A 24,275-nucleotide genomic window follows, 5' to 3' on the forward strand; every position below is an offset into this window, starting at 1 on the left:
GGCTCACCCCTTGACCGCGCCGAACGAGATGCCGCGAACCAGATGCTTCTGGACGACGAAGGCGAAGAGCATGATCGGGATGCAGGCAGTGAAGCCGGCGGCGCTGATTTCGCCCCAATAGGTGTTGTACTGGGTGACGCGCCCGGCAATGCCGATCGGCAGCGTCTGCGACCGTTCGGTCAGGGTCAGGATGAGGGCGAGCAGGAACTCGTTCCATGAAATGATCAGGCAAAAGATAGCTGTGGCAGCCAGCCCGGGACGAGCGAGCGGCAAAGCGACATGCAGGAACGCGCCCCATCGCGTGTCGCCGTCGACCATCGCCGCCTCCTCGAGCTCGACCGGCAGGTCCTGGAAGTAGCTCTTCATCATCCAGGTTGCGAAAGGCAGGTTGAACGCCGTGTAGGCGATGATCACCGCAGGCTTCGTGTTCAGCATGCCGAGATGGTTGAAGGCGATGTAGAGCGGGATGATCGTCACGATGGGCGGCATCATGCGCGTCGACAGGATCCAGAAGGAGATCTGGTAGCGCCATCTGCCCGGATATTGGAAACGGGCCAGCGCATAGCCGGCCAGGGAGCCGAAGACGACCGAGACGAGCGTCGTCGAGACGGCGATGATCAGACTGTTCAATGCATAGATGAGGAAAGGCCGCTCGACGAAGGCGGCGTGGTAGTGCTTAGATGTCGGATTGGCGGGAACCCATTGCGGCGGTATCGAGAAGATGTCGATGTCGTATTTGAACGAGTTGGCCGCGATCCAGTAGACCGGGAAGAGGGTGACTACGAGCGCCACGGCGATCGTAGCATAGGCGGCGATGCGTTGGATCCCAATGCTTTTTCGGCGGTGCGCCATAGGTCCTCTAGTCGGCAAGCCGCATGCGCTTGATGAACCACGTGCTGAACGCGACGGTCGTAAACAGCACGAAGAGCGAGATGGCGGCCGCATAGCTGGGGTCGGCGAAGCGGTACGCCACCTGGTAAATGTAGAGACTCAGCGTCTTGGTCCGGTCGGCGGGGCCGCCGCCGGTCAAGATGAAGACGAGGTCGAAGAGCCGCAGTGCGTCCATGATGCGCAACAGCAGCGCGATGGCGATGACCGGCTTCAGGAACGGCAGCGTCAGATCCCAGAACTGCCGCCAGGCGGAGGCGCCGTCAATCGCTGCTGCCTCGTAGGGCTCGTCCGGCAGGCTGGCGAGCCCGGCAAGCATCAGCAGGAACATGAACGGCGTCCATTGCCATACGTCGGCGACGATCACGGAGAACATTGCGAGCCTGACGTCGCCGGCCCAGGCCTGGAGAGGCAGGCCGAGCCGGAACATGATCTCGTTGAGCACACCGAATTGCGGCTCGTAGATGAGCTTCCAGGTGATAGCGACCGCAACCGGCGGCAGCATCATCGGCAGCATCAGGATCGTTTTCAGGAAATTCAGGCGCCGGATGTATCGGTCGAGCAGCAAGGCGAGGCCGAGGCCGAGAAGGAACTCGGCGCCGACGGCGAAGACGGTGAACAGCAGCGTGTTCCACAAGCCGACGTGAAACTGCTCGTCGGTGAGCAGCCGCAGAAAATTGTCAGCGCCGGCAAATTGCCAGGGCAGGTCGGGATTCGGGCTGATCCGCGTTGCTGCCGCAACGATCATGTAGATCGACGGGAATATCGTGAGCGTCAGGAGCACGAGCATTGCCGGCGCAAGCATCAGCACGCGAAGGTGGCGCTCAAACCACCGCTCGAACGAATTTCCGAACTTCGCACCGATAGAGACGGTCATCGGAAGTTCTATCCGTCACATCGGGCTCATCATAGCATGGCGAACCCGAGAGCCAAAGCCGGCGCAGCACTCGCTTTTGCTCGCCCGAGCTGATCCGGCAAAATGGAGCGGCATCACCGGATGTCGCTCCACCTCAATCACCATACGGCCGGCTACTTGATGCCGGTTATCTCTTCGACCGCGGCCTGGGATCTCTTCAGCGCCTCCTCCGGCGTTTCCGTGCCGGCTACCGCTTTGGAAAGCTCGATCCCGAACGCGTTCTCGATCTCAGGCCATTTCGGATGACGCGGACGCGGCGTAGAGGCTTCGATCGCTTGCATGAGCACTGGATAATGCCGGAATTTTTCCTGGCTGGTCAGGCTGGGATCGGTGAAGATCGATTTGCGCACCGGTGGGTTGCCGCGCTGGGCCGAGATTTTCATCTGTTCCGGTGAGGTCGCCCACAGCATGAAGTCGAAGGCCTCCTGTTTGTTCTTCGCCGCGGCCATGATGCCCATCGTCCAGTGGCCGATTTCCGAGCTGCCCGGTTTGGTGCCCGCCGGGATCGGCGAATAGGAAATCTTGCCGACCATCTTCGACTGGCTGGGGTCCTCGAAGGTCGCGACCCAGTTCGGCCAGTTGATCGACGAGGCTGCGGTGCCTGCCGCCAGGGCCTGGCCGACTTCATTGGCGTTGTAGCTCTCGACACCCTTCGGCGAGACGTCGCGCAGGGCCATGAAGGTCTTCATCGCGGCGGCACCTGCAGGCGTGTCGATCGTCACTTTTGTCCGGTCGCCGTTGAACATGTCGGCGCCATAGGACCAGAAGATCGGCATGAAGTCGGCGACGACCGGGTTGCCCTGGCCGCCGCGGAAGACGTAACCGAAATAGCGGCCGCCACCTTTTTCGGAGAGTGCCTTGGCTGCCTTCAGCACGTCGTCCCAAGTCTTCGGTGCCTCAACGCCGGCTTCCTTGAATTTGGCGGCGTCATAGAAGAACATCTGCGCGTTTCCGACATAGGGCAGGCACACATAGGGGCCCTTGTTGTAAGGATTGCGGCAGACTGCCAGGGATTTCGATAGAAAGTCGCTGTCCGGTCCTTCGAGCCCTGCCTTCTTGAAATAGGGCGTCAGATCCTCAAGATGCGCGTTTTCCGCGAAGAACGGAATCCACGGATCGTCCATCAGAACGATGTCGAAGGTACCCGATTTTGTCTGGCCGGCATTGGCCGCCTGTTCGAAGACGTTGCTGTAAGGAGCCTGGACGATCTCGACTTTGGTGCCCTTCAGCTTTGCATAGTCGGCGGCGGCGGCTCTCAGGCCGTCGCCCTCGCTTCCCGAGGGAACGAGCACGGTTATGTCGGCCCACGCGTTCGTCGCCATTAGGGACGACAGGGCGAAGACTACAGAGAAGAGAAATTTTCTGACCATCGTATTCCTCCCTTTTTCCGCTCCAGCCTGTCCGACGGGCCGGTGCCAGAACCGCTTGCACGCGTTTGACCGTTCACGAAACGCGCGAGCGCTCCGTCGCAGTCGGCAACGTTTGAAGGGAGTGTGCGAACAGCGCAGGGGGCCACTTGGACCGCCAAAGCATCAATACTGCGGGGCAGCTCATGGGTCGTCACAACCCACATCTCCCGCAGGTGCACCGAGGTGCGCTACCCCTATCTTATCAGCTTGGCGGCTTCAATTGAAGGGGATGGGGGCTCCACGGTGTTACGAATGCGCCCCAGGTCGGGTCAATACGAGATTATCGGTCCCTGCGGCGGGCAAACTTCTCCGCCGGCTTCCAATCTATCCGATGTTCGGTCGCGGCCTGACGAGATTGCAGCCGGCCTATGTGGGCGATGTGGCAGAGGCGACCGCAAGAGCGCTGCAGGAACGGAAACGCGTGCGATCACGTATGAATGCGGCGGTCCTCGCATCTACTCTTACGAGGAATTTCTCAGAGCCGTTGCACACCAAGCCGGTCTTAGACCCATACTGGTCCCAGTGCCGTTTGCCGCTTGGCACGCAATGGCATGGGCCGCGGAAATGCTTGCGAGTCCGCCCGTCACTCGTAATCAGGTCGACAATGTGTCATCGCCGCAGATGCCCGGATTTGAAGAACTTGGCATTTCGCCGCACTCGGTCGAGGGAAAACTCCAGGAGACGTTGCATAATCCCTGATCAACGACCTACTTCCGTACTCACGCGCCACCATTGAGTGTCCGAAATCTCGCTAGCTAACCGGCCAATTGTGAATGCGAGCTTTTGGACCCCGTTCCGGCCGTTGGGTGCCGGGTGCCTCTCTATGAACCGGCGATGAGGTTGATCTTCGCGGCCATGATGAAGTCGTTCTCGTGCAATCCCTTGATCTTGTGAGTCTGCAACGAGACTGCCGCATAACCCCAGCCGAAGCAGATGTCGGGATGATGCCCTTCTTCTTCCGCCAATCGAGCAACTTTCTCGATGAAGCTGAGCGATTGACGGAAATCCGCGAATTTGAATTTGCGGCGTAGCAGTTGCGCCTCCTCCAGTTCCCAGCCAGGGGTCTGGGACAGATAATCCTCCGCTGCCTCCTGCGTTAGCGGCGCGACGCCACCGCGGCAGGGCGTACAGGTTTTCTGAGCAATATCATCGGTCATGGCAACCTCCCTTCGCGCTCATTCCGGGGGTAGCGATCACGTTTTTTCACCTCGCCCGGTATTTGCTCGCATAGTGCTTGGCAAGAACCTTGCGAATCTGCTCGGCAAGGCGCTTGTTGCCGGTCGTCGCCCGCGCCTTGTCATCGCCTTTTCGCAGCTTCGGCAGATCGGCGCCCGGGCCTCGTTTCGTTGATTTACGCATCGCAATAGATCAACGCCGTGACGGGCAGCCGGTTTCGTTCAAAGGACGATTTCCACAGGACTGCCGATCGCGAGACCGAGCTCGCCGTCCGCGCGCCCTTGATTGACAGCGATCTCGGCAAGCCCGTTCGAGTTCTCGTACCAAAAGGCCGTGCCTGGCGGCCGATCGCTGAAGGTCGTCGCGCCCTCCAGCACGCGATCTGCTGCGGCGAGCCTTGCGCCTACCGGCAGCCTGGCCGCCCTCAGGCCGGTCATGGCATTGCCGAAATGGTCGATATAGATGATCTCGGCGAGGTCCTCCGGCCAGTCTCTACGGCGATCTGCTTCATCCAGGCGCGGCTTGCCGGGCGGCACCTCACCGCGTGCCAGCATGGCTGCGACCGGGGCAAACAGGTCACGCCCGTGGAAGCTGGCAGACAGGCGCTCTGGCTTCCAGTCGATATCCCAGCTGGACGTCCCAGCCGCGCGGCGCTGGATCAGCTCGAACAGGCCGTTGCCAGGGCCGACATACCAGCGACCGTCGGCCTCGACAATGACGGACGGGCGCGTCCCTCCGACTCCTGGATCGACGACACAGAGAAAGACTGTTCCCGTAGGAAACCACTCCGCGTAGACCGCAAGCAGGTAGGCCGAAGCCCTGGGATTGCCGACCGGCGCATCGGAGAAGAGGTCGATCGCGGGAATGCCCGGCGCCATCTGGTGCAACACAGCCTTCATCTGACCCGCATAGGGGCCGTGCAAGCCGAAATCCGTGAAAAGGACAATCATGGACGATCGCCGATCGCGCTGCGATGGACATACAAATAGTCGGCCGGAAGGCGCATCCGCCGGCAGGCCTGAACGGCCGGGTTGGTTTCCATAACGAGGCGATCCGCCAAAGCCCCTGCCTGCCGGACTGCCTCGGCTTCCCAACTGTGCAAGCCGTGCCCGGTGAGCCCCAACTGCGCCTGCGTCCAACCAGGCACCAGATCAACGGCAGCCGCTACCAGGAGGTGCTGTGCCGGCCTCAGCGGCAGCGGCAGGATAGGCACCGAACGCATGATCGCGAGAAATTCGAGCACAATGGCCGAGCGCTCCAGCCGTCCGGCTGCCGCATGGAACAGCGCTTCAAGCTCGGCTTCCGATCCCGGTGCGCCTGTCGCGCCGAAAAGGCGCGCGGCGGGAACGCCCTCGGCATAACAGCGGTCGCGCTCCGATGCGGAGAGCTGCTGCACATAGGCGTGATAAGCTTGGACAAAGCCGTATGCCGCCGTGCCCTGAACCCAGTTCAGAAGGTCGGGGTCATTGGCGCAATACGCCTCGCCCGACGATGTCACGCCTGCGACCCGGTCGTGTATCCGCCGAACGCGGGCGATCATGGCCTCGGCCGTGGTGCGGGAACCGTAGATCGTCACCATGGCAGCGAGCCCCGTGCTGTGCAGTCGCCGAATTGGATTCAGACGGAAAGACGTATGCTCCCATACGCCGGCGCGCACCCGCGGTTCTGCAAGCTCCATGATCACGGCGGTGACGCCGCCGATGAACAGTGAAAGCGGGTTCTTGAACACGCGCCACGAAACGGAGTCCGGCGATACCAGCGCGGCCTCGCCGATCGGTCGCGAGAAATCGATGTGAGGCCGGTCGCCAGGTTGCAGCACCGCCCGCGCTACCGCCTCGAGGAGGCCTTGCAACGGCCAAGGCAGGACGATCGGCGTGGTCATGGCAACGAGCGCCATTCACAAGAAACGCGTGCTTCCGAACTGCGAAGTTGGGCCGCTGGACGCACTTGGCGAAACTACGGTCACTTTCTGCGATGCTCGATCGCACACCGTAGCTCAATTGGATGATAATGCCCACCCCGAGCGGACGCTGCGCAAGCCGAGCGATTAATGCTCGCCGATCATTGGTGTAGTGAGCCCGGGCTTTTTCTGTGCAGCCTTGCGAAGGGATGGATGAAAATCTCTTGGAGCGGCTTCGGTGTTCAACGCCGATTTGAAACCAGTTCACATTGTTGGCCAGGAGAGCGCAAGCCTCCCCTCTGGCGCAGTCCCAACGCACGTACCAAACTGCCGGCTTTCTCGGTCCAGGGTCTGCTGCAACCAGGCAACGTCCCTGTTCGCCGCCTGGATGAGTTGGAACCGGCGGATCTGGAGGGGCACCAGTTCGAGCGCGACCAGATCGCTTCCAGGTCCAAGGTCAGCGATGTACATCAGGGCGAGCTCGGGCCGAAATTCCCCGTGGCCTTTGATGCCTTCATAGTCATTCAGGAAGTCGCCGCAGCCATACAGAATAAGGCGGTTCTTGTACACTTCGATGGATTTGGCATGATGCGATGAATGGCCGTGAACGATGGATATGTCCGCCCTGTCGATGAGTTCGTGGGCGAACCACCTTTGCTCCTCCGGGATGTCATAGCCCCAGTTTGGTCCCCAATGAAGGGAGACCACAACCACGTCATTTTCTCGTCGGACAGCGGCCACAAGATCGGCGATCGCTGCGACAGTCGCATCGGAAAGCGCAGGTAGAAAGTTCACTCCGGCCCGGTCATGCGTCGCCGCCCAATGTCGAGGGACGCCGCTCGTCTTCGAGGCGAACGAAAAAACAAGTGCGCGCCCTGCGTCGGTGTCTGCCAAAATCGCCGGGGCGCTTGCCTGGGCGGCATTGCGCCCCGCGCCTGCGGTCTTGATTTGCAAACGCTCGAGCGTCGCCAGGGTCTCCAGCAGCCCAGCGCGCCCCCAATCAAGAACGTGATTGTTACCGAGCAGGCAGCAGTCGACCCCCGCGGCAACGAGGCAGTCGGCGTTCTCGGGGCTCATCCTGTAGTTGATGCCTTTGGCGACATAGGTTTCGCAGCGCGTAATGCTGGTCTCGAGATTTATGATGCTCGCGTCCGGCCGAGCCCGCTCCAATTCTTGCAGCGCAGCGCCCCAGATGTAGGGGAAGTCGACCGGCGTCGGTATCGGTTGGTTCGCAGCCTCCGCCATCCGGACGTAGTCTATGGCCGATTGCACATAGCGCTCGTGAAGACGAGGGTCACACGGATGTGGAAGCGCCTGGTCTATGCCTCGCCCCGTCATCACATCGCCACAGAGAAAGATCCGCATGACGCGCACCAGCCGGGCCTATCACGATCAGTCATGCCGCTCATGACCCGCAGGCCTTCCTCAATTGCCAAAGTTCACACGAGCGAAGACCATCACCGCCCATATACTCCGACGAGAACCGCCTCGGCGAGGAGATGCTTGCGCGATTCTCGTTCGACCGTCTGACACGATGGGTCGTTGCCAAGCGGCAGGTGATCAATCGACAGCGCACGCAACCGGAAGTGATAGCTGTGTCGGCCGTGACGATGCGGGGGCAGGGACCACCGTAACCTGGTCGCCGGAAATCGCTGGTTGCCTGCTTGAAGCCTTGCTTGCCGGCGTGCTGGGCGGCGCCTTCGGCCAACCCTACACAATCGGCCGTAATGTCATAGGCCGCCCAGTGATGCCAGATCCTCGCCGGAGCGTCTGGATCATCGCAGAGAAGGACAAAGCTGGCGGTTCCGGCCGGAGCGCCAGTCCAGCCGAGGGGAGGGAACGATCCTCACCGCCGCAAGTGAAGCGCTGCGGGATCGTCGTACCGTTCGCAAAGCTGCTTGAACTGAGCTGCATGGGTCGCCCCTTACGCCGTTGCCGCGCCGCGCAACACTCAGCCCCAAAACGCCAGGTGCCAGGCAAAACTAGTAGGAAGCGCGGGCGTCGCCTCGAGGCTGCGTTCCGACATGAGCGTCACGGTTGATCGGGTGCAAGGATATGCGCTGTATCGAAAATGTACGAGACAATATTGAATGGCAGTTCGCTTCGCCCTGCCGTCTCGTCTACACGCCGCGCCGAACGCATCGTAGCCAGCGATGGCAAGGCTGTGATACCATTGCACAGGTTGCGCCACGGTCGGCAATTGCCACGCCCGCGCAGCGTGACCACTGCGCAGTGCTAATCGGGTCGCGGGTCTCGTCCCGTTGAACGAGTGGCCTCGGATCATGGAACTCGTCGTTGCTCTTGGGCTGATCGTCTTCAAGGTCGCGTTGCTGATTGCGATCTTGCTGCTGCTGCCCTTGCCGCTGACCTGGCTGGAACGCAAGATCGCGGGGCACATGCAGCAGAGGATGGGGCCGATGCGTGTGGGATGGCATGGGCTGCTGCAGCCGGTGGCGGACGGGGTCAAGCTCTTGACCAAAGAGGACCACATCCCGGCCGAGGCCGACCGCTTCCTGTTCAAACTGGCGCCAATCCTGGCGCTCGCCCCGCCCTTCGTGGTGTTCGTCGCGGTCCCCTTCGGCGAATCCGTATCGGTCCTCGGCACCGAGATCACTCTCTACGTCTCCAACATGAACGTCGCGCTGCTTTTCGTCTTTGCGGTGATCGGGATCGAGGTCTATGGCGTCATCTTCGGCGGCTGGGCAGCGAACAGCAAATACGCTGTTCTGGGCAGTCTCAGGACCTGCGCGCAGATGATCAGCTACGAGATCCCGATGGGGTTCGCGGTCATCGGCGTGGTCATGCTGGCGCAATCCATGAGCCTGCTCGATATCGTGCGGGCGCAAGCCAATGTCTGGAACATCGTCTACCAACCGGTCGGGTTCTTCGTGTTCTTCGTTGCCGGGCTGGCCGAATCGCAGCGCATTCCCTTCGACCTGGCGGAAGCGGAAGGCGACTTGGGGGCCGGGTTCCATACCGAATACAGCGGTATCCGCTTTGCGTTCTTCATGGTCAGTGAATACGCCATCATGCTTCTGACGTCGGTCCTGGCGGTGATCCTGTTCTTCGGCGGCTGGAACGGCGTGCTGGTCCCGTTGCCACCGCTCGTCTGGTTCGGGCTCAAGGTCGCGTTCTTCGTCTATGTGTTTATCTGGTTCCGCTTCACTTTCCCGCGCTATCGCTACGACCAACTGATGGCGATCGGGTGGAAAGTCTTGCTTCCTCTGTCAATGGCGAACATAATCATAACCGGTGTTGCTTTCCTCTAGGGGCTGCAACGAGGCGACGATGTCGCGCGCACTGGACAGAACTGGAATATGGATCGGCTGGGCGTTCTTCGCCGATCTGGCGAACGCCTTGGCGCTGACCTTCGGCTACATGTTCTCCAGACCCGTGACCATGCAGTATCCTGACAAGGAAAAATGGTTGCCCTATTCGCGTTACCGCGGGCATCACTTCCTGAAGCGCGACGAAGAGGGCGAGATCAAATGCGTAGCCTGCGAGCTCTGCGCGCGGATCTGTCCCTGCGACTGCATCGAAGTCATCCCCTACGAGGACGAGAAGGGCAACCGACGCCCGGCAAAATTCGAGATCGACATGGCCCGATGCCTATTCTGCGGGCTGTGCGAAGACGCCTGTCCGGCGGACGCGATCGCGCTTGGCCAACAGTACGAGTTCTCGAGTTTTTCCTCGAGTGACCTGGTGATCGGGCGCGACGATCTGCTCGGCAAGCCGGGCAAGGCGATGACCGGCGGCGGCGTGGTCGCTGCACATCTGAACACCGAGCAGGACGTGCTGGTCGAGACGAGCGAGCCGCAGGGGTACAACTGGTGGCGGAATATCCGACGAACGTGAAGGCGCGCCAGCTGGCAAGCCGGAGCGCGCAGACAGGAGGCTCAAATGCTGGTCTGCCAAATCTTGAAGACCAAGGCTCCCGAGGTCATCTCGGTCACTCCAAGTCAGACGATGGTGGAAGTGCTACGGCTGTTTCGGGAGAACAACATCGGCTTCGTGGTCGTCAGCCGTTTCCCCGGGCAGTGCCTGGGCACGCTTTCGGAGCGGGACTGCTGCAATGCGGTGGCTGAATACGGAACCGAGGCGCCCTTGATGCGGGTCGCCGACATCATGAACCGCAGTGTGGCGACCTGTTCGACACAGGATTTGCTGCCTTCGGTGATGGCGACCATGACCAAACGGCGTACGCGCCATGTGCTGGTCATGGATGGCGGCGCTACTGTCGGCGTGGTGAGCATCGGCGACGTGGTCAAGCACCGGCTCGACGAATTGATGAGCAACGAGCAAGTGCTGTACGATTACATTGCCGGGACCGGCTATCACTGACGACACCGGCTCAAGGCGCCGGATCAGGGCGGGCTGCACGGGGAACCCGGGATGCCTCAGATCGGATTGTCGGGCCGCGCCTCGGCCCCGGCGACAGTGGCGATCTCGAAAGCGGCGTGCGCCATTTCAACTTCCACCGGACATGGGTATTCGCCCCGCCGCATCAGGCTGTTGAGACGCAGGGATCTGTAGTTCTCGGGAACGAACACGAGGCCCCTGGGAAAACGCTTGTTGACCTTGAGCTTCGCCGTCAGCTCGCCCTGGGCGGACCGCACGACCACCTGATCGCCATCCGCAAGGCCAAGCTGCGTTGCATCCGGCGCGCTCATCTCGACATACGGGTCATCCGCGACCGTATTCAGGATCTCCGAGAGCTCGGAAAGATATCCGTTGTGGAACAGGCAGTTGCCTGTGACCAGCATGAGCCGGTCGGCTGCAATGGGGGCAGGCGGGAGGGCGAAGAACTCGCCAACCGGTGGCGCAGGGGTCGCCTTCGTGAATGCTCCGTCGGCGCCAAGCCCGTCCTGCGTCAATCCTTCGTAGGCCGGAACCAGCCGGGCGATCTCGCCGAAGATTTCGCCTTGGATCGTCGGCCGCAACGCCTGGCCGCGAAGCGCCGCTACGAAGTCGAATATCGCCAGATTGTCCCGCGCCTCGAGGGCGGGTTCGCGGAACTTGCAGACCTTCTGGGTGCGGCCTTCGTTGTTGGTGAACGTGCCGGATTCCTCGCCATAACTCGCCGCGGGCAGCACGACATCCGCCAGGCTCGCCGTATCCGTTAGGAACGCGTCCTGCACGATCAGGAGATCGGCGGCACGAAGCGCCCGCTGCACGAATCCCCGGTCGGGATAGGACATCAGGGGGTCGCTTCCGACGATATAGAGCGCGCCCATTCGCTTCCTGTCACAGAGCTCCAGCATGGCGTCGAGATCCACGCCCGGTTCAGGCGGGATTTCGGCGCCCCAGGCTCGTTCGAGAGTTGCGCGCGCCGCATCATTGGCGAGCGCCCACAGCCCGGGCAGCGCCGTCGGCAGAACGCCCATGTCCCAGGCACCCAGTTGATTGGCACGATCGAAGAGGAACTGCATCGCCGGGCCCTTGCCGAGTGCGCGCAGAACCTGCAAAAGGTTGTTGAGCTGCTGCAACGTCGCGCGCGCTAGCGGCGATCTCAAGAGGTCGGCGCTGACAAGCACGGTGACGCTCCGGCCTTCCAACAGCGCTGAGGCCAGACGGTCCGGACCGTCACTGTCGGTGGCCGCTGCCGGCCGGCCGGTTTTCGCGCCCATGTCCGCAAAGACATCGCCCGGCAATGCCTGACCAGCCGCCCCCAGTCCGCTCACCACCGCGGCAAGGCCCTGAGCCTCACCGCCCGGCGGCACGCGAACGACCACCCGCGCATCCGCGTCCAGGCGGGATGGCCTCGCCGAGAGCATGAATAAGCCGGTCTGTCGCCGCCGTGCACAATCTCGCAGCAGATATTCGGTGACTGGGTTTTCGTCCGTCACGTTGCCACCGACGACAAGCACACAGTCGTTGCCGATCACCTCCTCCAGCGGCGCGCGGGTGTAGAAGGCGGCCACCAACGGGCCGAGCGCATCAAAGGGCGTGGACCAGCGCGAGGAGCAGTCGATATTGTTGGTCCGGAATGCCGTCCGCATCAGCTTCTGGAACTGATAAAGCACCTCGTTGGGCAGGCGCGGCGAGGCCAGCCCGCCCGCAGCCTTGCTGGCGACGGACGACAGCCGCCGGCGGAGGTAGTCCCCCGCTTCGTCCCAGGAAGCCGGAACCAGGAGCCCGTCACGACGGATCATCGGCCGCTTGATCCGGTCCTGACTCCCGACGAAGTCGAGGCCGAAGCGCCCGCGCACGCAGAGCGTTTCTCGGTTTATGCCGTGCTCCACCTTCGAGCGGACCCGCATGAATTCGCCCTTGCGCGCGCCGACGGTCAGTTGGCAGCCGGTGCCGCAATGCGGGCAGACCGTGTCGGTCTCGACCAGATCCCAGGGTCGCGCCTTGTAGCGATAGGGGAAGCTCATCAGCGCGCCGACCGGGCAGACCTCGACGCAATTGCCGCATTGATCGCAACTCGCGAGACTGCCCTCGAAGCCAGTGACGGCGGTATCCATGCCTTTTTCAACGGTGCCCAAGGCGACCGCGCCGACGACTTCTTCGCACATCCGGACGCAGCGCTGGCACTGGATGCAGCGGTTGACGTTCATGATGATGACCGGGCTGAGACGGATGTCCTCGGAGTGGAACACGCGCTTGGCATCGCGGAACCGGCTTGTGCGGGGCCCGTATGCCATCACCATGTCTTGCAGCTCGCACTCGCCACCCTTGTCGCAGATCGGGCAGTCGAGAGGGTGGTTGGCGAGCAGCATGTCGAGCATGGAAGAGCGCGTTTCGTCGATCAGTTGCGTGTTCGTCCGCACCACCATGCCGTCGGTGACCGCGGTGGCGCAAGAAGGCTGTAGCCGCCGCTGTCCCTCAATCTCCACCAGGCACATGCGGCAGGAGGCCAGCGCCGGCAGCCGCTTCAGATAGCAGAAGGTCGGGATTTTGATGCCCAAACGCTCGGCGGCCTGCAGCACCGTAGAGCCTGCCTCCACTTCCAGCGTTCGTTCATCGATTGTCACGCTAACCATGGCTTTCCTTACGGTCCTCTCGCTGCGTCCTCCTCAGTGAAACGGGCACCTCCGCTCTTCGATGTGCGCGACGAATTCATCCCCGAAATGCGCCAGTGCCGCCCGCAGGCCCATCGCCGCGCCGTCGCCCAGAGCGCAGAACGTGTTGCCGAAAATGCCTTTGCAAAGCGCCTCCAGCTGTTCCAGGTCGCCCGGCTCGCCCTGGCCCGCCTCGACTCGGCGCAGCACTTTCACGACCCAGTTCAGCCCTTCGCGGCAGGGGGTGCACTTGCCGCAGGACTCGTGGTGGAAGAACTCGATGATCCGGGTGGCGACTTTGACAATGCAGGTCGAGTCGTCGATCACGATCACCCCGGCCGAGCCCAGCATCGAGCCAGCGGCGGCCAGCGAGTCGAAGTCCATCCCCACGTCCAGCCCGCGTTCCGGGATCAGCGGCGCCGAGACCCCGCCTGGTATCACCGCCTTGAGCTTGCGCCCCGGCAGCGGCCCGCCGGCATAGTCACAGACCAGTTCGCGCAGCGGTATCCCCATCGGCAGCTCGTAAAGGCCCGGTTTCCGCACCTGTCCGCTGAGGCAATAGAGCTTCGGGCCGGGGCTCTTGTCCGGGCCGATGTCGCGGAACCAGTCGGCCCCTCGCGCCACGATATGCGGCACACAGGCCAGCGTCTCGACGTTGTTGATCACGGTCGGGCTGGCGTAAAGCCCTTCGACCGCCGGGAACGGCGGTTTCAGACGCGGCTGCGCCCGCTTGCCTTCGAGCGAGTCGAGCATCGCGGTCTCCTCGCCGCAGATATAGGCGCCGGCGCCACAATGGATGTGCACGACGAAGCTGAAATCCGAGCCCAGAATCCGTGTTCCCAGATAACCCTTCGCATCGGCCTCGGCGATCGCCTGCTCCAGCCGCGCGATCGCCAGCGTGTACTCCCCGCGGATGTAGACGTAGGCGGTTTCCGCCCCTATCGCGTAGGCGCTGATCGCCATGCCCTCGATCAGCTGGTGCGGGTCACGCTCCATGATGATCCGGTCCTTGAAGGTGCCCGGCTCGCCTTCATCGGCGTTGCAGCACAGGTATTTCGGCTTGCCGGCACGCTTGGGCACGAAGCTCCATTTCAACCCCGTTGGGAATCCGGCTCCGCCGCGTCCGCGCAGGTTGGATTTCTTGACGAGGTCGATGATCTCGTCGGGCGTGCGCTCGCGAAGCGCCTTGGCCAGCGCCCGGTAGCCGCCGCCGGCCTCATAGGTCGCGAGAAGATGGCCATCCGGCACGTCCAAGTTCTTGAGAAGGACGGGTTCGAACATGGCGCTATTCTCCCGGCGGCCCTGGGGCGACGAGATCGGCGCCAGTCGCCTGCCGCACCGTCGCGCGCAGCCTGCCCAGGAGCGCGTCGATCCGAGCGATGTCGAGGTCGCCGTGATAGTCATCGCCGACCTGCATCACCGGGGCCATCTCGCAAGCGCCGAGGCATTCGACGGTCGAAAGCGTGAACAGCCCGTCCGGCGTCGTGCCGCCCTTGTTGATGCCGAGCACCTCCTCCAGGTGTCTCAGCAGGTCCTCGGATCGGCACAGCATGCAGGAGACGTTGTCGCAGAGCTGCAGGTGGAAAATGCCGACCGGCTCGGTATGGAAAAGGGTGTAGAAGGTCGCCAGTTCGTAGACCCAGATGCGCTCGACGCCGAGGATGCCGGCGACCTCTTCCAGCACCGGGCCGGGCAGATGGCCATGTTCTCTCTGCGCGATCAGAAGCGCGGGCATGATCGCCGAGCGCTGGTCGGGATACCGCGACGCCGCCTCTTCGATCTTTTCGCGCATGGTCATCGCGTCCAATTCCCTGCTACTTGTCCACCTCCGCCATCACGGGGTCGAGGCTGCCGAGCACGGCGATCATGTCCGCCAGGTAGCGCGCGTTGGTGACCCCGAACAATGCCTGAAGGTTGACGAACGAGGGTGCCCGCACCTTCATGCGGAACGGTTTTGGCGACCCGTCGCTGATGATGTAGAAGCCGAGCTCGCCCTTTGGCGCCTCGATCGCCGAGTAGACCTCGCCCTTAGGCACCTTGAAGCCATAGGCCGACAGGTCGAAATGCTGGATCAGCGCCTCCATCGAGCAGTGCACCCGATCCTTGTCCACCGGGAAGGCGATTGTCGGCATGTCGATCTGGAACGGCCCATCGGGCATCTGGTCGAGGCATTGCTCGATGATCCGGAGGCTTTCGCGCATTTCGTCGACGCGGCATCGCCAGCGCGCGTAGCAATCGCCTTCATCGCGGGTAATAACGTTGAACGCGAGCCGGTCGTAGATCTCATAGGGCTCGTCGCGACGGATGTCCCAGTCGACGCCCGAGGCGCGCAGGTTCGGGCCGCTCAGTCCCAGATCGATGCCGTCCGCGGCGGAGATCACGCCGATCCCCTGCGTGCGCTTCAGGAACACGCGGTTGCTATCGACCAGCCGTTCATAGTCGCGGATCCGGTTCGGGAAGATGTCGCAGAACTCCCGGATCTTGGGGAAGAACCCATCGGGCAGATCCTCGCGCACACCGCCGACCCGGCAGAAGGAGGTGTGCATCCGCGCCCCGCTGATCATCTCCAACAAGTCCATGATCATTTCGCGCTCGCGCATGGCGTAAAGGAGCGCGGTCATGGCGCCTAGGTCCAGCGGGAGTGCGCCGGTGATCAGGAGATGACCGGAGATCCGTGCCAGTTCGGCCATCAGCACGCGGATATATTGCGCGCGGATCGGGGCTTTGATGCCCAGGAGCTTCTCCACCGCCAGTGCGAAGGCCAGGTTGTTCGAGGGCGGGCAGAGGTAGTCGAGCCGGTCGGTTAGCGGGAAGATCTGGGTGTAGGTGAAGCTCTCTGCCAGTTTCTCTGTGCCGCGGTGGAGGTAGCCGATATGCGGGTCCACGCGTGCGACATATTCGCCATCCAACTTGAGGACGAGCCGCAGCACCCCATGCGTGCTGGGATGCTGCGGGCCGAGGTTGAGAAGCACCTCCTTGGTGTGGGGCGCATCGGTTTCCGGCCAGCTCAGTTCGGTGACTTCGGTCATCTCAAGTCCTCGGTATGGAACGGCCTCCCTATGGAATGTCCTTGGTGGCAAGGTCGGGCTGCGTCGGCGGCGTGCCTTCGGCGCCAAACGGGTTCAGCTTGTCCTTGTAGCCCCGCAGCGGAAAGTCCTTGCGCTGCGGGAAGCCCTCGAACCCTTCCCACATATAGATCCGGCGCAGGTCGGGGTGGCCCTCGAACCTGATCCCGTACATGTCCCAGGCCTCGCGCTCGTGCCAGTTGGCGGTGCGCCAGACCCCCGTCACCGACGGGACCCGCGGCGGATCGCCGAGGCGGCACTTGATCCGCACGCGCCATTTGTTTGGCAGTGAAAAGAGATGGTACACCGCCTCGTAGCGCGGTGCCTCGGGGTAGTGATCGACCCCGCAGATGTCGGACAGGAAATCGAACCGCAGCGCCGGGTGTTCCTTGAGGAACCGGCAAAGCTCGACGATCATGTCAGGCGGAGCGGCGAAAGCGTGAACCCCATGCGAGAAGCCAAGCTCCTCGATTGCCTCCCCGAAACGCTCCGCGATCAGAGAGCGGATGAGGGACGTCTCCACGCTCATGGCGCCGCGACCCGGTCCAGAGGCGTCCCGGCCAACGCCCTGGATTTCTTGATCTTCTCCTGAAGCAGAAGGAAGCCGTGCATCAGCGCCTCGGGCCGCGGCGGGCATCCAGGCACATGCACGTCCACCGGCACGAAGGTCTCCGCCCCCTGCACCACCGCATAGGTGTTATAGACCCCGCCCGAGATGGCGCAGGTGCCCATGGCGATGACCCAGCGCGGCTCCGGCATCTGGTCATAGAGCCGGCGCACCACTGGCGCGAATTTCCGCGTTATCGTGCCGGCGATGATCATCACGTCGGACTGGCGCGGCGAAGGCCGGAACACCACGCCGAAGCGGTCGAGATCGTAGCGGGCACACCCCGCCGAGATCATCTCGATGGCGCAGCAGGCAATGCCGAAGGTTTCGGGCCACAGCGCCGACCTTCGGCTCCAGCTGATCAGGCTGTCGGCCGTGGTGAACAGCACGCTGTCGCGGATCGCGTTGTTTACGCCTCCCATTCCAGCGCCCCCTTCAGCCAGGCGTAGGCGAAGCCCACGAGAAGCAGCAAAATGAAGATGAACATCTCGACATAGCCGACCAGCCCGATCTCTTTCAGGACAACGGCCCAGGGAAAGAGGAACATCGTCTCGACATCGAAGACGACAAACAGGATCGCGATGATGAAGAACTGCACCCTGAAGCGGCCTCCGGCGGCTTCGCCCGCCGGGTCCATGCCGCATTCATAGGGCATGTTCTTCGCGGGATAGGGATTGGATTGGCGCAGTAGCGAGGAGACGAAAAGCGTACCCATTGCCACCAGAACAATTCCGGCGACCATGAAAAGAACCGGCAGGAACTCCATTCCGGTCACGTCGCGTAGCCCCGATCACCCACCGAGGGCTTTGCTCAGGCCACTACCGACCCCTTTGGGACCGGTGATGCGGGCGCCCTAGGAAGCGACTTGGGCATTCCTTTCTTGCACGGCCAGAGTATTCCGTCGGCCAGATCATTGCAAATCCAATCTGTCAGCCGCCAATTGCGGCATGTTGAGCAAGCCTCAGAAACCACGCCGGAAATAGGCCAATGCCGATGGTGCCGGCAGCGGTGATGGCGAGTGTGGCGCCGACAGCGGGCGTCAGCGCCGGATCGAACGCGCCCTCTGGCTCGCGCATGTAGATCACCATCACGATGCGGATGTAGAAGTAGGCGGCAACGGCGCTCAGCAGCACGGCGATCACCGCCAGCATGACGAAACCCCGCTCGACGAGCGCGACCAGCACGTAGAACTTGGCGAAGAACCCGGCTGTCGGCGGAATGCCGGCCAGCGAGAACAGATAAAGCAGCATCAGAAGCGCCAGTCCGCGATGCGACTTGGCGAAACCAGCGTAGGTCTCGATGACCTCGCCCGAGAAATCGCCGTTCCGCATCATGATGACGATACCGAAGATGCCGAGGTTCATGAACGCATAGATCAGCAAATAGAGCATCACGCTGGCAACCCCGTCCGCACCGCCGGCCGCCACGCCGAACATGGCGAACCCGGCATGGGCGATGCTGGAATAGGCCAAGAGGCGCTTGAAATTGTCCTGCACCAGCGCCACGAAACTGCCGAGCGCCATCGTCACTGCCGCAATGACCGCGACGATGATCCAGACGTCCGAGGCTGCGACCAGTGGGTTGAGGAACACCCGCAGGATCACAGCGAATCCCGCTGCCTTGGGCCCCACCGACATGAAGGCGGTTATCGTCGTCGGCGCGCCTTCATAGACGTCCGGCACCCACATATGGAACGGCACCGCGCCGACCTTGAATACCAGCCCCGCGACGATAAAAACCACAGCCAGGAGCAATCCGGGATCGAGCGGATCACCGGTTACCGCCGCAGCCATCCCGTCCAACTGCGTCGTGCCGGTGAGCCCGTAGATCAGCGAAACGCCGTAAAGGAAAATCCCGGTCGAGACCCCGCCAAGGATCACGTATTTCAGCGCCGCTTCGTTCGACCGCTGCTGCTGCCGCAGGAAGCCGGTCAGCACATAGGTGCAGAGCACCATCAGTTCGAGGCCTACATAGATCGACAGGAGGTCGGTCGCCGAGGCCATGATCATCATTCCCGAAAGCGCCAAGAGCAGCAGTACGTAGTATTCACTGCTCCCGATCCCTTCGATCTCGGCATATTTTCGCGAAAGAAGGAATGTCAGAACTGTGACCAGGTAGAACACGACCTTGAAGAACACCGCGAAGCGGTCGGCGACAAACATGCCCGAGTAGGCCGGTCGCACCTCGCCCGCCAGCATGAGTGTCCCCAGGGCGGCAATCACCACGACCGCGATTGAAGCCCAGATAAGGAATTGTTGCTGCCCCTTCCGCATCAACTGCCCCAGGATCAGCAGGATGCAGGCCCCGGCAACCACCACGATCTCGGGCAAGCTCGCTAGAGTCGACTGGAAAAGCGCGGCGGCGGTCATTGGGCGCTCCCCTTACCGTGCACCTGCGCTAGTAGATGCTTCACCGAGGCGTCGATGATTTCGAGAAAGGGCTTCGGATAGAGTCCGATCCAAAGAACGAAGACGGCTAGCGGCAAGATCGCCGCTATCTCGCGGGCGTTCACGTCGCGGATCTTGAACCGCACGCCGATGCCGACCGGACCAAGCGCGACTTTCCTATACATGCCAAGCAGATAGGCCGCTCCCAGCAAGGCCCCTAGAACGGCGGCAGCGCCGACAGCCAGGTTGGCTGCGAACGCGCCTGACAGCACTAGCAACTCGCCCACGAACGAATTCGTTCCCGGCAGCGCCATCGACGACAGGGCGAATAGTGCAAGAAACGCCGTATAAACCGGCGCCGCCTTCATCAGCCCGCCATAATCCGCGATGCTGCGGGTATGGGTCCGCTCGTAGATAAGACCCACGGACAGGAACAACGCGCCCGTCGTCACGCCATGATTGAACATTTGCAGGATGCCGCCCTCGAGCCCACGGAGGTTCAGCGTGAAAATCCCCAGCGTCACCAAGCCCATGTGGCTGATGCTGGAATAGGCCACCAGCTTCTTCAGGTCGTCCTGCGCCAAGGCAAGCAACCCGCCATAGACGATAGCAACTGCCGAAAGGACCAGCATAAGCGTCGAATAATGCACCGTCGCCTCGGGCAGCATTGGCAGCGAGAACCGCAGGAACCCGTAGGCGCCCATCTTCAGGAGCACGGCGGCGAGGATGATGCTGCCGGCCGTTGGTGCCTGCACATGGGCGTCCGGCAGCCAGGTATGGACCGGGACCATCGGCACCTTGACCGCGAAGGCGATCAGGAAGGCGAAGAACAGCCATGACTGGACCTGGAACGGCAAATCCTGCGCCATCAGGGTGCGGATGTCGAAGGTCTCACCACCGTGGAAATAGAGCACGATGACACCGATCAGGAACATCAGGCTGCCTGCCAGCGTGTAGAGGAAGAACTTGAACGCCGCATAGACCCGGCCGTCGCCACCCCAGACGCCGATGATCAGGTACATCGGGATCAGCATCGCCTCCCAGAAGACGTAGAACAGGAACAGATCGAGCGCGCAGAACACGCCAAGCATCAGCGCCTGCATGGCCAGCAGGCTGACCATGAACTCCTTCACCTTGCGGTCGATCGCAACCCACGAGGCAAGCACGCAGATCCAGCCCAACAGCGCGGTCAGGAACACGAAGGGTGCGCTGATCCCGTCGATGCCAAGTGTGTAGGTGATCCCCAGCGCGGGCACCCACGGGCGCGTCTCGGTGAACTGCATCTCGTGGGTAGAGGTATCGAAGCCGCCGAGCATGGCGATGCAAAGCGCGAAGTCGAGGATAGTGACACCCAGTGCCATCCACCGCACCGCATCGTCGTTGCGGATAAACATCAGCGCCGCTGCCCCGACGGCTGGCGTGAACACGATGAGGCTGAGCAAAGGGATCGTCATCGCGCTCTTACCGCCACGCCACAGCGAATACAGCGATCCCCGCGATCACACCAGCGATCATCGCCAGCGCGTAATGGGTCACGACGCCGCTCTGGAACTGGCGCAGCGCCCCACCGCCGCGCAGGATCGCGCGAGCGACGGCATTCACGAAGGCGTCCACGCCGTGGAGATCGATCCGCAGTCCTGCCCGTGCCATCCCGAGCAGAAAGGGCAGCGCCGCGGTTTCGGATACATCACTCACCGCCTTCTCGTAGCGCGCCAACGGTTTTTCGGCGAGCCACATGAAGTGCCGCGCGCCCATGCGGTAGAACCAGTCGGTATCGATGCTGATCGTATTCTCGGGGTCGAGCGCCCTGAGGAACATGACGAAGCCCAAGGCGGTGAACATCAGCACGCCAAGGCTCTCGGTGACATGGACGCCAGTGTAGGGTTCGAAGTCGACCGGATGGGGCAGAAGCGCGTAGAGCGTCTGGGGGAACAGCCCGATCGCAATGCAGAGCACCGCTGCCATGCCCATCGCAACCAGCATGTTGCGCGGCGGTTCTCGCGCCTCCAGCCCTTGGTCCGTGCCGAAAAACATGTAGTAGGGGAGCTTGAGCCCGGTGTGCAGGAACGTCCCTGACGACGCCATTGTCAGCGCCAGCACCACCAGCGCGCGATGATCCTGTTTGGCGGCGGCCACCACCATCGACTTGGTGACGAAGCCTGAGAAGAACGGGAATGCCGAGATCGCGAAGGCGCCAACCATGTAGAGCGCAAGGGTCACCGGCATGGTTTTGTACAGCCCTCCAAGTTCGGTGAGCTTGCGCCGCCCGGTGACGTGGATCACCGCCCCCGCGCCCATGAAGAGGAGCGCCTTGTAGAGGATATGCGCGAAGGCATGGCTGACGGCGCCGTTCACCGCCATCTCGGTGCCGATGCCGATGCCCGCCACCATGTAGCCCACCTGGCTGACGATGTGATAGGCCAAGAGCCGCCGGCAATCGTTCTCCAGCACCGCGTAGACAACGCCGTAAAGCGCCATCACAGTGCCGAGCCAGACAAGAAGATCGGTCCCCGGAAACGCCCGCGCCAGCACATAGACGGCGGTCTTCGTGGTGAAGGCGCTCATGAATACGGCCCCGGTGACTGTCGCTTCCGGGTAGGCGTCGGTCAGCCAGGCGTTGAGTGGCGGCACCGCGGCGTTGAGTAGGAACCCGGCAAGGATCAGGCAGGTGGCGAAGCCCAGCCCCCCCTCGATCGGGCCGAAGAGCAGCGAACCGGTGGCGAACCCATGGAGAATGATGCCGCCGAGCAGGGCAACGCTGCCGGTGATATGGACCATGAGGTAGCGGAACCCTGCGCTGAGCGCCTGATCGCTGCGCTGGGCAAAGACTAGGTAGGCAGAGGCAAACGTCATACCCTCCCAGAACAAGAACAGGGTCAGGTAGTCGCCGGCGAACACTACCCCGAGCGCGCTGCCGACGTAGACGAACGCCGCCACATGCTGGCCTGCGTGGGTCAGATGCAACGCATAGACCGTGCCGATCAATGCCATGATGCTGAAAACGGTGGCGAAGAGGACACTTAGCTTGTCGACCTTCGCGATCATGATTTGCTGCCCGATGAACCGCGCCGCGCCGTAGCCGCCAGGATGCATCGTCAGCACGGCCAGGATCGCCAGCGTTGGGATCAGCAGCACATAGGCCTTGCGGACAGATCCTTTTAGGAAGGGGATCGGAATGGCGCCGAGAATGAACAGTAGGCCGGGATGGACGAAGTCAGTCATAATAGTCCTCGCGCCGCATCAGCCGGCACTGATGGCCAAAAAACTTGGACACGAAGATCAGAAGCACGCAGGAGCCGAAGCCGTAGAGGGCAGACCAGCCAGGCAGCCGCTCCCACAGGTACTCGGCGTGTTCGCGGAAGACCAGAAAGTCGGCGATGACGATCAGGACGAGCACCAGATAGAATAGCCGGCGACGCCTTTTCGCATGTCTCTCATCGCCAAAGAAATCGACGACGCGCTTGATCATCTGACGACCCTTTCCGCCAGGGCGAGGAAATAGTCCGGGAAGATGCCCATCGCCACCGACAGCATGGCGGTCGCGACCAGCGGAATCGTCAAAATCGGATTTTCACGAACGGTCGCCGGGCATTCCTGCGCCTCCGTCCCGAAGAAAGCGACATAGCTGACCGGTAGGAAATAGGCGGCGTTCAGGACCGAACTTACCAAGAGCACGATAAGGAACGGGGTCTCCCCGGCCTCCACCGAGCCGAGCGCCAGATACCACTTGCTGATAAAGCCCGCAGTCGGCGGCACCCCGATCATGCTGAGCGAGCCGACGAAGAACGCCCCCATCGTCCAGGGCAGCCTGCGGCCGATGCCGGCCATATCGCTGATGTTCCGCTTGCCAGACGCGCAATAGATCGACCCGGCGCAGAAAAAGAGCGTGATCTTCGAGAATGCATGCGCCGCGATGTGGATGATCCCGCCAACCATCGCGACGGGCGACAGCAGAACCGCGCCCAGCACGATGTAGGAGAGTTGGCTGACCGTCGAATAGGCGAGCCGCGCCTTCAGGTCGTCCCGCGTCAGGGCGTAGATGGACGCCATCAGGATCGTGAACGAGACCACATAGGCCGTAGCGATGCCGAGCCCCAGCCCGCCCACCAGCCCTGCGCCGAAGACGTGGAACACGACGCGCAGCACGCAGAACACACCCATTTTGACGACGGCAACCGCATGCAAGAGCGCGCTAACCGGTGTCGGCGCCACCATCGCGGCAGGCAGCCAGGCGTGCATCGGCATCACCGCGGCCTTGGCGAAGCCGAAGAGATAGCAGAAATAGACGACGGTCAGCAGCGGCGCCGAGGCGTCGACCCCCGCCAGCAGCCCCCCCGGCACAAAGTCGAGCGACCCCGCAATCTGGTAAGTCAACGCCAGTGCGGCCAGAAGCACGCTTTTCGACGCGCCCATCAAATAGACAAGGTACTTGCGGCTGCCCGTCCATCCCTCCTCGTCCTCGTGATGGTAGACAAGCGGATAGGTAACGAGGCTCAGCACCTCGTAGAAGATCACCAACGTGAACAGATTGGCGGCAAAGGCGCCCCCGGCGGCGGCCGCGAGGCTGGCGGCGAAGCAGGCGAAGAACCGGGTCTGCGCATGCTCATTCAAGTGCCGCATGTAGCCGATGGAGTAGATCGACGCCACGATCCACAGCAGCGACGAGACGGTGGCAAACACCATGCCGAGCGCATCAACACGGAAGGCGAAGTCGATCCCCGGCAGAATCTCGAACAGGCGCAAATCGACTGTCCCGCCCGCCAGCACCGTGGGCGCCATCGAGGCGACAATTGCGAACATGGCGATCGCGGCCAACGGCGAGACGGCATCGCGAAGGTTCTCGCGTTTGTTTAGAAGGAGAACTGCAAGGGCCGCCAGAACGGCGACGGCAACGGCGAGCAGCGGCCGGATCGATATCACCGG

The 24,275-nt window shown here is 62.4% G+C and carries 23 protein-coding genes and 1 pseudogene; 3 read left to right on the forward strand and 21 right to left on the reverse strand.

The genetic code is table 11. The features are described 5' to 3' along the window. Nucleotides 1–3 precede the first annotated feature (3 nt). The 9 genes and pseudogenes from JT360_RS13825 to JT360_RS34075 form a co-directional block, all read right to left on the reverse strand. Entirely contained in the window at nt 4–852 is an 849-nt protein-coding gene (locus JT360_RS13825; RefSeq protein WP_214472169.1) for a carbohydrate ABC transporter permease, read from the reverse strand. Nucleotides 853–859: 7 nt separating this feature from the next. Further along, nucleotides 860–1,765: a carbohydrate ABC transporter permease gene (locus JT360_RS13830; protein ID WP_214472170.1), complete on the reverse strand. Its 906-nt coding sequence runs from the start codon at nt 1,763–1,765 to the stop codon at nt 860–862. Between the two features lie 152 nt (nt 1,766–1,917). Beyond that, a complete protein-coding gene (locus tag JT360_RS13835; RefSeq protein ID WP_214472171.1) occupies nt 1,918–3,174 on the reverse strand; it encodes an ABC transporter substrate-binding protein in 1,257 nt (418 codons plus the stop codon). A gap of 860 nt (nt 3,175–4,034) precedes the next feature. Next, complete coding sequence (locus tag JT360_RS13840) at nt 4,035–4,370, reverse strand: 4a-hydroxytetrahydrobiopterin dehydratase (RefSeq protein WP_214472172.1); 336 nt, start codon at nt 4,368–4,370, stop codon at nt 4,035–4,037. A gap of 46 nt (nt 4,371–4,416) precedes the next feature. Beyond that, nucleotides 4,417–4,572 (reverse strand): hypothetical protein, encoded by a 156-nt coding sequence (locus tag JT360_RS13845; RefSeq protein WP_214472173.1) that lies wholly within the window; start codon nt 4,570–4,572, stop codon nt 4,417–4,419. A 38-nt stretch (nt 4,573–4,610) separates the two neighbouring features. After that, nucleotides 4,611–5,339, reverse strand: coding sequence for an SAM hydrolase/SAM-dependent halogenase family protein (locus JT360_RS13850; protein WP_214472174.1), 729 nt, complete (start codon nt 5,337–5,339; stop codon nt 4,611–4,613). Next, nucleotides 5,336–6,271: an oxygenase MpaB family protein gene (locus JT360_RS13855; protein WP_250888801.1), complete on the reverse strand. Its 936-nt coding sequence runs from the start codon at nt 6,269–6,271 to the stop codon at nt 5,336–5,338. Before JT360_RS13855 ends, JT360_RS13850 begins: the two co-directional genes overlap by 4 nt. A 282-nt stretch (nt 6,272–6,553) precedes the next feature. Further along, nucleotides 6,554–7,654, reverse strand: a complete 1,101-nt coding sequence (locus JT360_RS13860; RefSeq protein ID WP_214472176.1) for a CapA family protein — start codon at nt 7,652–7,654, stop codon at nt 6,554–6,556. 92 nt (nt 7,655–7,746) lie between these two features. Continuing rightward, nucleotides 7,747–8,066 (reverse strand): annotated as a pseudogene (locus JT360_RS34075) (YbhB/YbcL family Raf kinase inhibitor-like protein); the annotation flags it as partial. Nucleotides 8,067–8,571: 505 nt separating this feature from the next. Here JT360_RS34075 and nuoH point away from each other — a divergent pair. From nuoH to JT360_RS13880, 3 genes are read left to right on the forward strand one after another with little or no spacing between them, the layout of a single operon-like run. Then, nucleotides 8,572–9,558, forward strand: a complete 987-nt coding sequence (gene nuoH, locus JT360_RS13870; protein WP_214472177.1) for an NADH-quinone oxidoreductase subunit NuoH — start codon at nt 8,572–8,574, stop codon at nt 9,556–9,558. Between the two features lie 19 nt (nt 9,559–9,577). Continuing rightward, nucleotides 9,578–10,144: an NADH-quinone oxidoreductase subunit I gene (locus JT360_RS13875; protein ID WP_214472178.1), complete on the forward strand. Its 567-nt coding sequence runs from the start codon at nt 9,578–9,580 to the stop codon at nt 10,142–10,144. A gap of 45 nt (nt 10,145–10,189) precedes the next feature. Further along, on the forward strand, nt 10,190–10,630 hold the full coding sequence (locus JT360_RS13880) for a CBS domain-containing protein (RefSeq protein ID WP_214472179.1): 441 nt from the start codon (nt 10,190–10,192) through the stop codon (nt 10,628–10,630). A gap of 56 nt (nt 10,631–10,686) precedes the next feature. Here the strand turns inward: JT360_RS13880 and nuoG are convergent, their stop codons facing one another. From nuoG to JT360_RS13940, 12 genes are all read right to left on the reverse strand, one after another. Continuing rightward, nucleotides 10,687–13,275: an NADH-quinone oxidoreductase subunit NuoG gene (gene nuoG, locus JT360_RS13885; RefSeq protein ID WP_214472180.1), complete on the reverse strand. Its 2,589-nt coding sequence runs from the start codon at nt 13,273–13,275 to the stop codon at nt 10,687–10,689. 33 nt (nt 13,276–13,308) lie between these two features. After that, nucleotides 13,309–14,574, reverse strand: a complete 1,266-nt coding sequence (gene nuoF, locus JT360_RS13890) for an NADH-quinone oxidoreductase subunit NuoF (protein WP_214472181.1) — start codon at nt 14,572–14,574, stop codon at nt 13,309–13,311. A 4-nt stretch (nt 14,575–14,578) separates the two neighbouring features. Beyond that, on the reverse strand, nt 14,579–15,091 hold the full coding sequence (locus JT360_RS13895) for an NADH-quinone oxidoreductase subunit NuoE (protein WP_214472182.1): 513 nt from the start codon (nt 15,089–15,091) through the stop codon (nt 14,579–14,581). Between the two features lie 16 nt (nt 15,092–15,107). After that, nucleotides 15,108–16,322: an NADH dehydrogenase (quinone) subunit D gene (gene nuoD / locus JT360_RS13900; RefSeq protein ID WP_214472183.1), complete on the reverse strand. Its 1,215-nt coding sequence runs from the start codon at nt 16,320–16,322 to the stop codon at nt 15,108–15,110. A gap of 28 nt (nt 16,323–16,350) precedes the next feature. Continuing rightward, nucleotides 16,351–16,887: an NADH-quinone oxidoreductase subunit C gene (locus JT360_RS13905; RefSeq protein ID WP_214472184.1), complete on the reverse strand. Its 537-nt coding sequence runs from the start codon at nt 16,885–16,887 to the stop codon at nt 16,351–16,353. Next, nucleotides 16,884–17,387, reverse strand: a complete 504-nt coding sequence (locus tag JT360_RS13910) for a NuoB/complex I 20 kDa subunit family protein (protein WP_214472185.1) — start codon at nt 17,385–17,387, stop codon at nt 16,884–16,886. Before JT360_RS13910 ends, JT360_RS13905 begins: the two co-directional genes overlap by 4 nt. After that, the gene (locus JT360_RS13915; protein WP_214472186.1) at nt 17,375–17,740 is read right to left on the reverse strand and encodes an NADH-quinone oxidoreductase subunit A; all 366 of its coding nucleotides are present in this window, start codon (nt 17,738–17,740) and stop codon (nt 17,375–17,377) included. Before JT360_RS13915 ends, JT360_RS13910 begins: the two co-directional genes overlap by 13 nt. A gap of 154 nt (nt 17,741–17,894) precedes the next feature. Further along, nucleotides 17,895–19,334 (reverse strand): NADH-quinone oxidoreductase subunit N, encoded by a 1,440-nt coding sequence (locus JT360_RS13920; RefSeq protein WP_214472187.1) that lies wholly within the window; start codon nt 19,332–19,334, stop codon nt 17,895–17,897. Further along, nucleotides 19,331–20,806: an NADH-quinone oxidoreductase subunit M gene (locus JT360_RS13925; protein WP_214472188.1), complete on the reverse strand. Its 1,476-nt coding sequence runs from the start codon at nt 20,804–20,806 to the stop codon at nt 19,331–19,333. Before JT360_RS13925 ends, JT360_RS13920 begins: the two co-directional genes overlap by 4 nt. Nucleotides 20,807–20,813: 7 nt before the next feature. Then, complete coding sequence (locus JT360_RS13930) at nt 20,814–22,574, reverse strand: Na(+)/H(+) antiporter subunit D (RefSeq protein ID WP_214472189.1); 1,761 nt, start codon at nt 22,572–22,574, stop codon at nt 20,814–20,816. Next, nucleotides 22,567–22,821, reverse strand: coding sequence for a hypothetical protein (locus tag JT360_RS13935; protein WP_214472190.1), 255 nt, complete (start codon nt 22,819–22,821; stop codon nt 22,567–22,569). The genes JT360_RS13930 and JT360_RS13935 overlap by 8 nt, the downstream gene beginning before the upstream one ends. Further along, nucleotides 22,818–24,272, reverse strand: a complete 1,455-nt coding sequence (locus JT360_RS13940) for a monovalent cation/H+ antiporter subunit D family protein (protein ID WP_214472191.1) — start codon at nt 24,270–24,272, stop codon at nt 22,818–22,820. The genes JT360_RS13935 and JT360_RS13940 overlap by 4 nt, the downstream gene beginning before the upstream one ends. Between the last annotated feature and the right edge of the window lie 3 nt (nt 24,273–24,275).

This window comes from Mesorhizobium sp. dw_380, assembly GCF_018588885.1.
Taxonomy (GTDB): Bacteria; Pseudomonadota; Alphaproteobacteria; order Rhizobiales; family Rhizobiaceae; genus Mesorhizobium.

Bases quoted from the DNA above. Each gene is read 5' to 3' on its own strand.
- JT360_RS13855 (WP_250888801.1), bottom strand. From the start codon at position 6,271: ATGACCACGCCGATCGTCCTGCCTTGGCCGTTGCAAGGCCTCCTCGAG.
- JT360_RS13910 (WP_214472185.1), bottom strand. From the start codon at position 17,387: ATGGGAGGCGTAAACAACGCGATCCGCGACAGCGTGCTGTTCACCACG.
- JT360_RS13825 (WP_214472169.1), bottom strand. From the start codon at position 852: ATGGCGCACCGCCGAAAAAGCATTGGGATCCAACGCATCGCCGCCTAT.
- nuoG (WP_214472180.1), bottom strand. From the start codon at position 13,275: ATGGTTAGCGTGACAATCGATGAACGAACGCTGGAAGTGGAGGCAGGC.
- JT360_RS13930 (WP_214472189.1), bottom strand. From the start codon at position 22,574: ATGACTGACTTCGTCCATCCCGGCCTACTGTTCATTCTCGGCGCCATT.
- JT360_RS13850 (WP_214472174.1), bottom strand. From the start codon at position 5,339: ATGATTGTCCTTTTCACGGATTTCGGCTTGCACGGCCCCTATGCGGGT.
- JT360_RS13935 (WP_214472190.1), bottom strand. From the start codon at position 22,821: ATGATCAAGCGCGTCGTCGATTTCTTTGGCGATGAGAGACATGCGAAA.
- nuoH (WP_214472177.1), top strand. From the start codon at position 8,572: ATGGAACTCGTCGTTGCTCTTGGGCTGATCGTCTTCAAGGTCGCGTTG.
- JT360_RS13880 (WP_214472179.1), top strand. From the start codon at position 10,190: ATGCTGGTCTGCCAAATCTTGAAGACCAAGGCTCCCGAGGTCATCTCG.
- nuoD (WP_214472183.1), bottom strand. From the start codon at position 16,322: ATGACCGAAGTCACCGAACTGAGCTGGCCGGAAACCGATGCGCCCCAC.
- JT360_RS13905 (WP_214472184.1), bottom strand. From the start codon at position 16,887: ATGAGCGTGGAGACGTCCCTCATCCGCTCTCTGATCGCGGAGCGTTTC.
- JT360_RS13845 (WP_214472173.1), bottom strand. From the start codon at position 4,572: ATGCGTAAATCAACGAAACGAGGCCCGGGCGCCGATCTGCCGAAGCTG.
- JT360_RS13860 (WP_214472176.1), bottom strand. From the start codon at position 7,654: ATGCGGATCTTTCTCTGTGGCGATGTGATGACGGGGCGAGGCATAGAC.
- JT360_RS13920 (WP_214472187.1), bottom strand. From the start codon at position 19,334: ATGACCGCCGCCGCGCTTTTCCAGTCGACTCTAGCGAGCTTGCCCGAG.
- JT360_RS13925 (WP_214472188.1), bottom strand. From the start codon at position 20,806: ATGACGATCCCTTTGCTCAGCCTCATCGTGTTCACGCCAGCCGTCGGG.
- JT360_RS13835 (WP_214472171.1), bottom strand. From the start codon at position 3,174: ATGGTCAGAAAATTTCTCTTCTCTGTAGTCTTCGCCCTGTCGTCCCTA.
- JT360_RS13830 (WP_214472170.1), bottom strand. From the start codon at position 1,765: ATGACCGTCTCTATCGGTGCGAAGTTCGGAAATTCGTTCGAGCGGTGG.
- JT360_RS13895 (WP_214472182.1), bottom strand. From the start codon at position 15,091: ATGACCATGCGCGAAAAGATCGAAGAGGCGGCGTCGCGGTATCCCGAC.
- nuoF (WP_214472181.1), bottom strand. From the start codon at position 14,574: ATGTTCGAACCCGTCCTTCTCAAGAACTTGGACGTGCCGGATGGCCAT.
- JT360_RS13875 (WP_214472178.1), top strand. From the start codon at position 9,578: ATGTCGCGCGCACTGGACAGAACTGGAATATGGATCGGCTGGGCGTTC.
- JT360_RS13840 (WP_214472172.1), bottom strand. From the start codon at position 4,370: ATGACCGATGATATTGCTCAGAAAACCTGTACGCCCTGCCGCGGTGGC.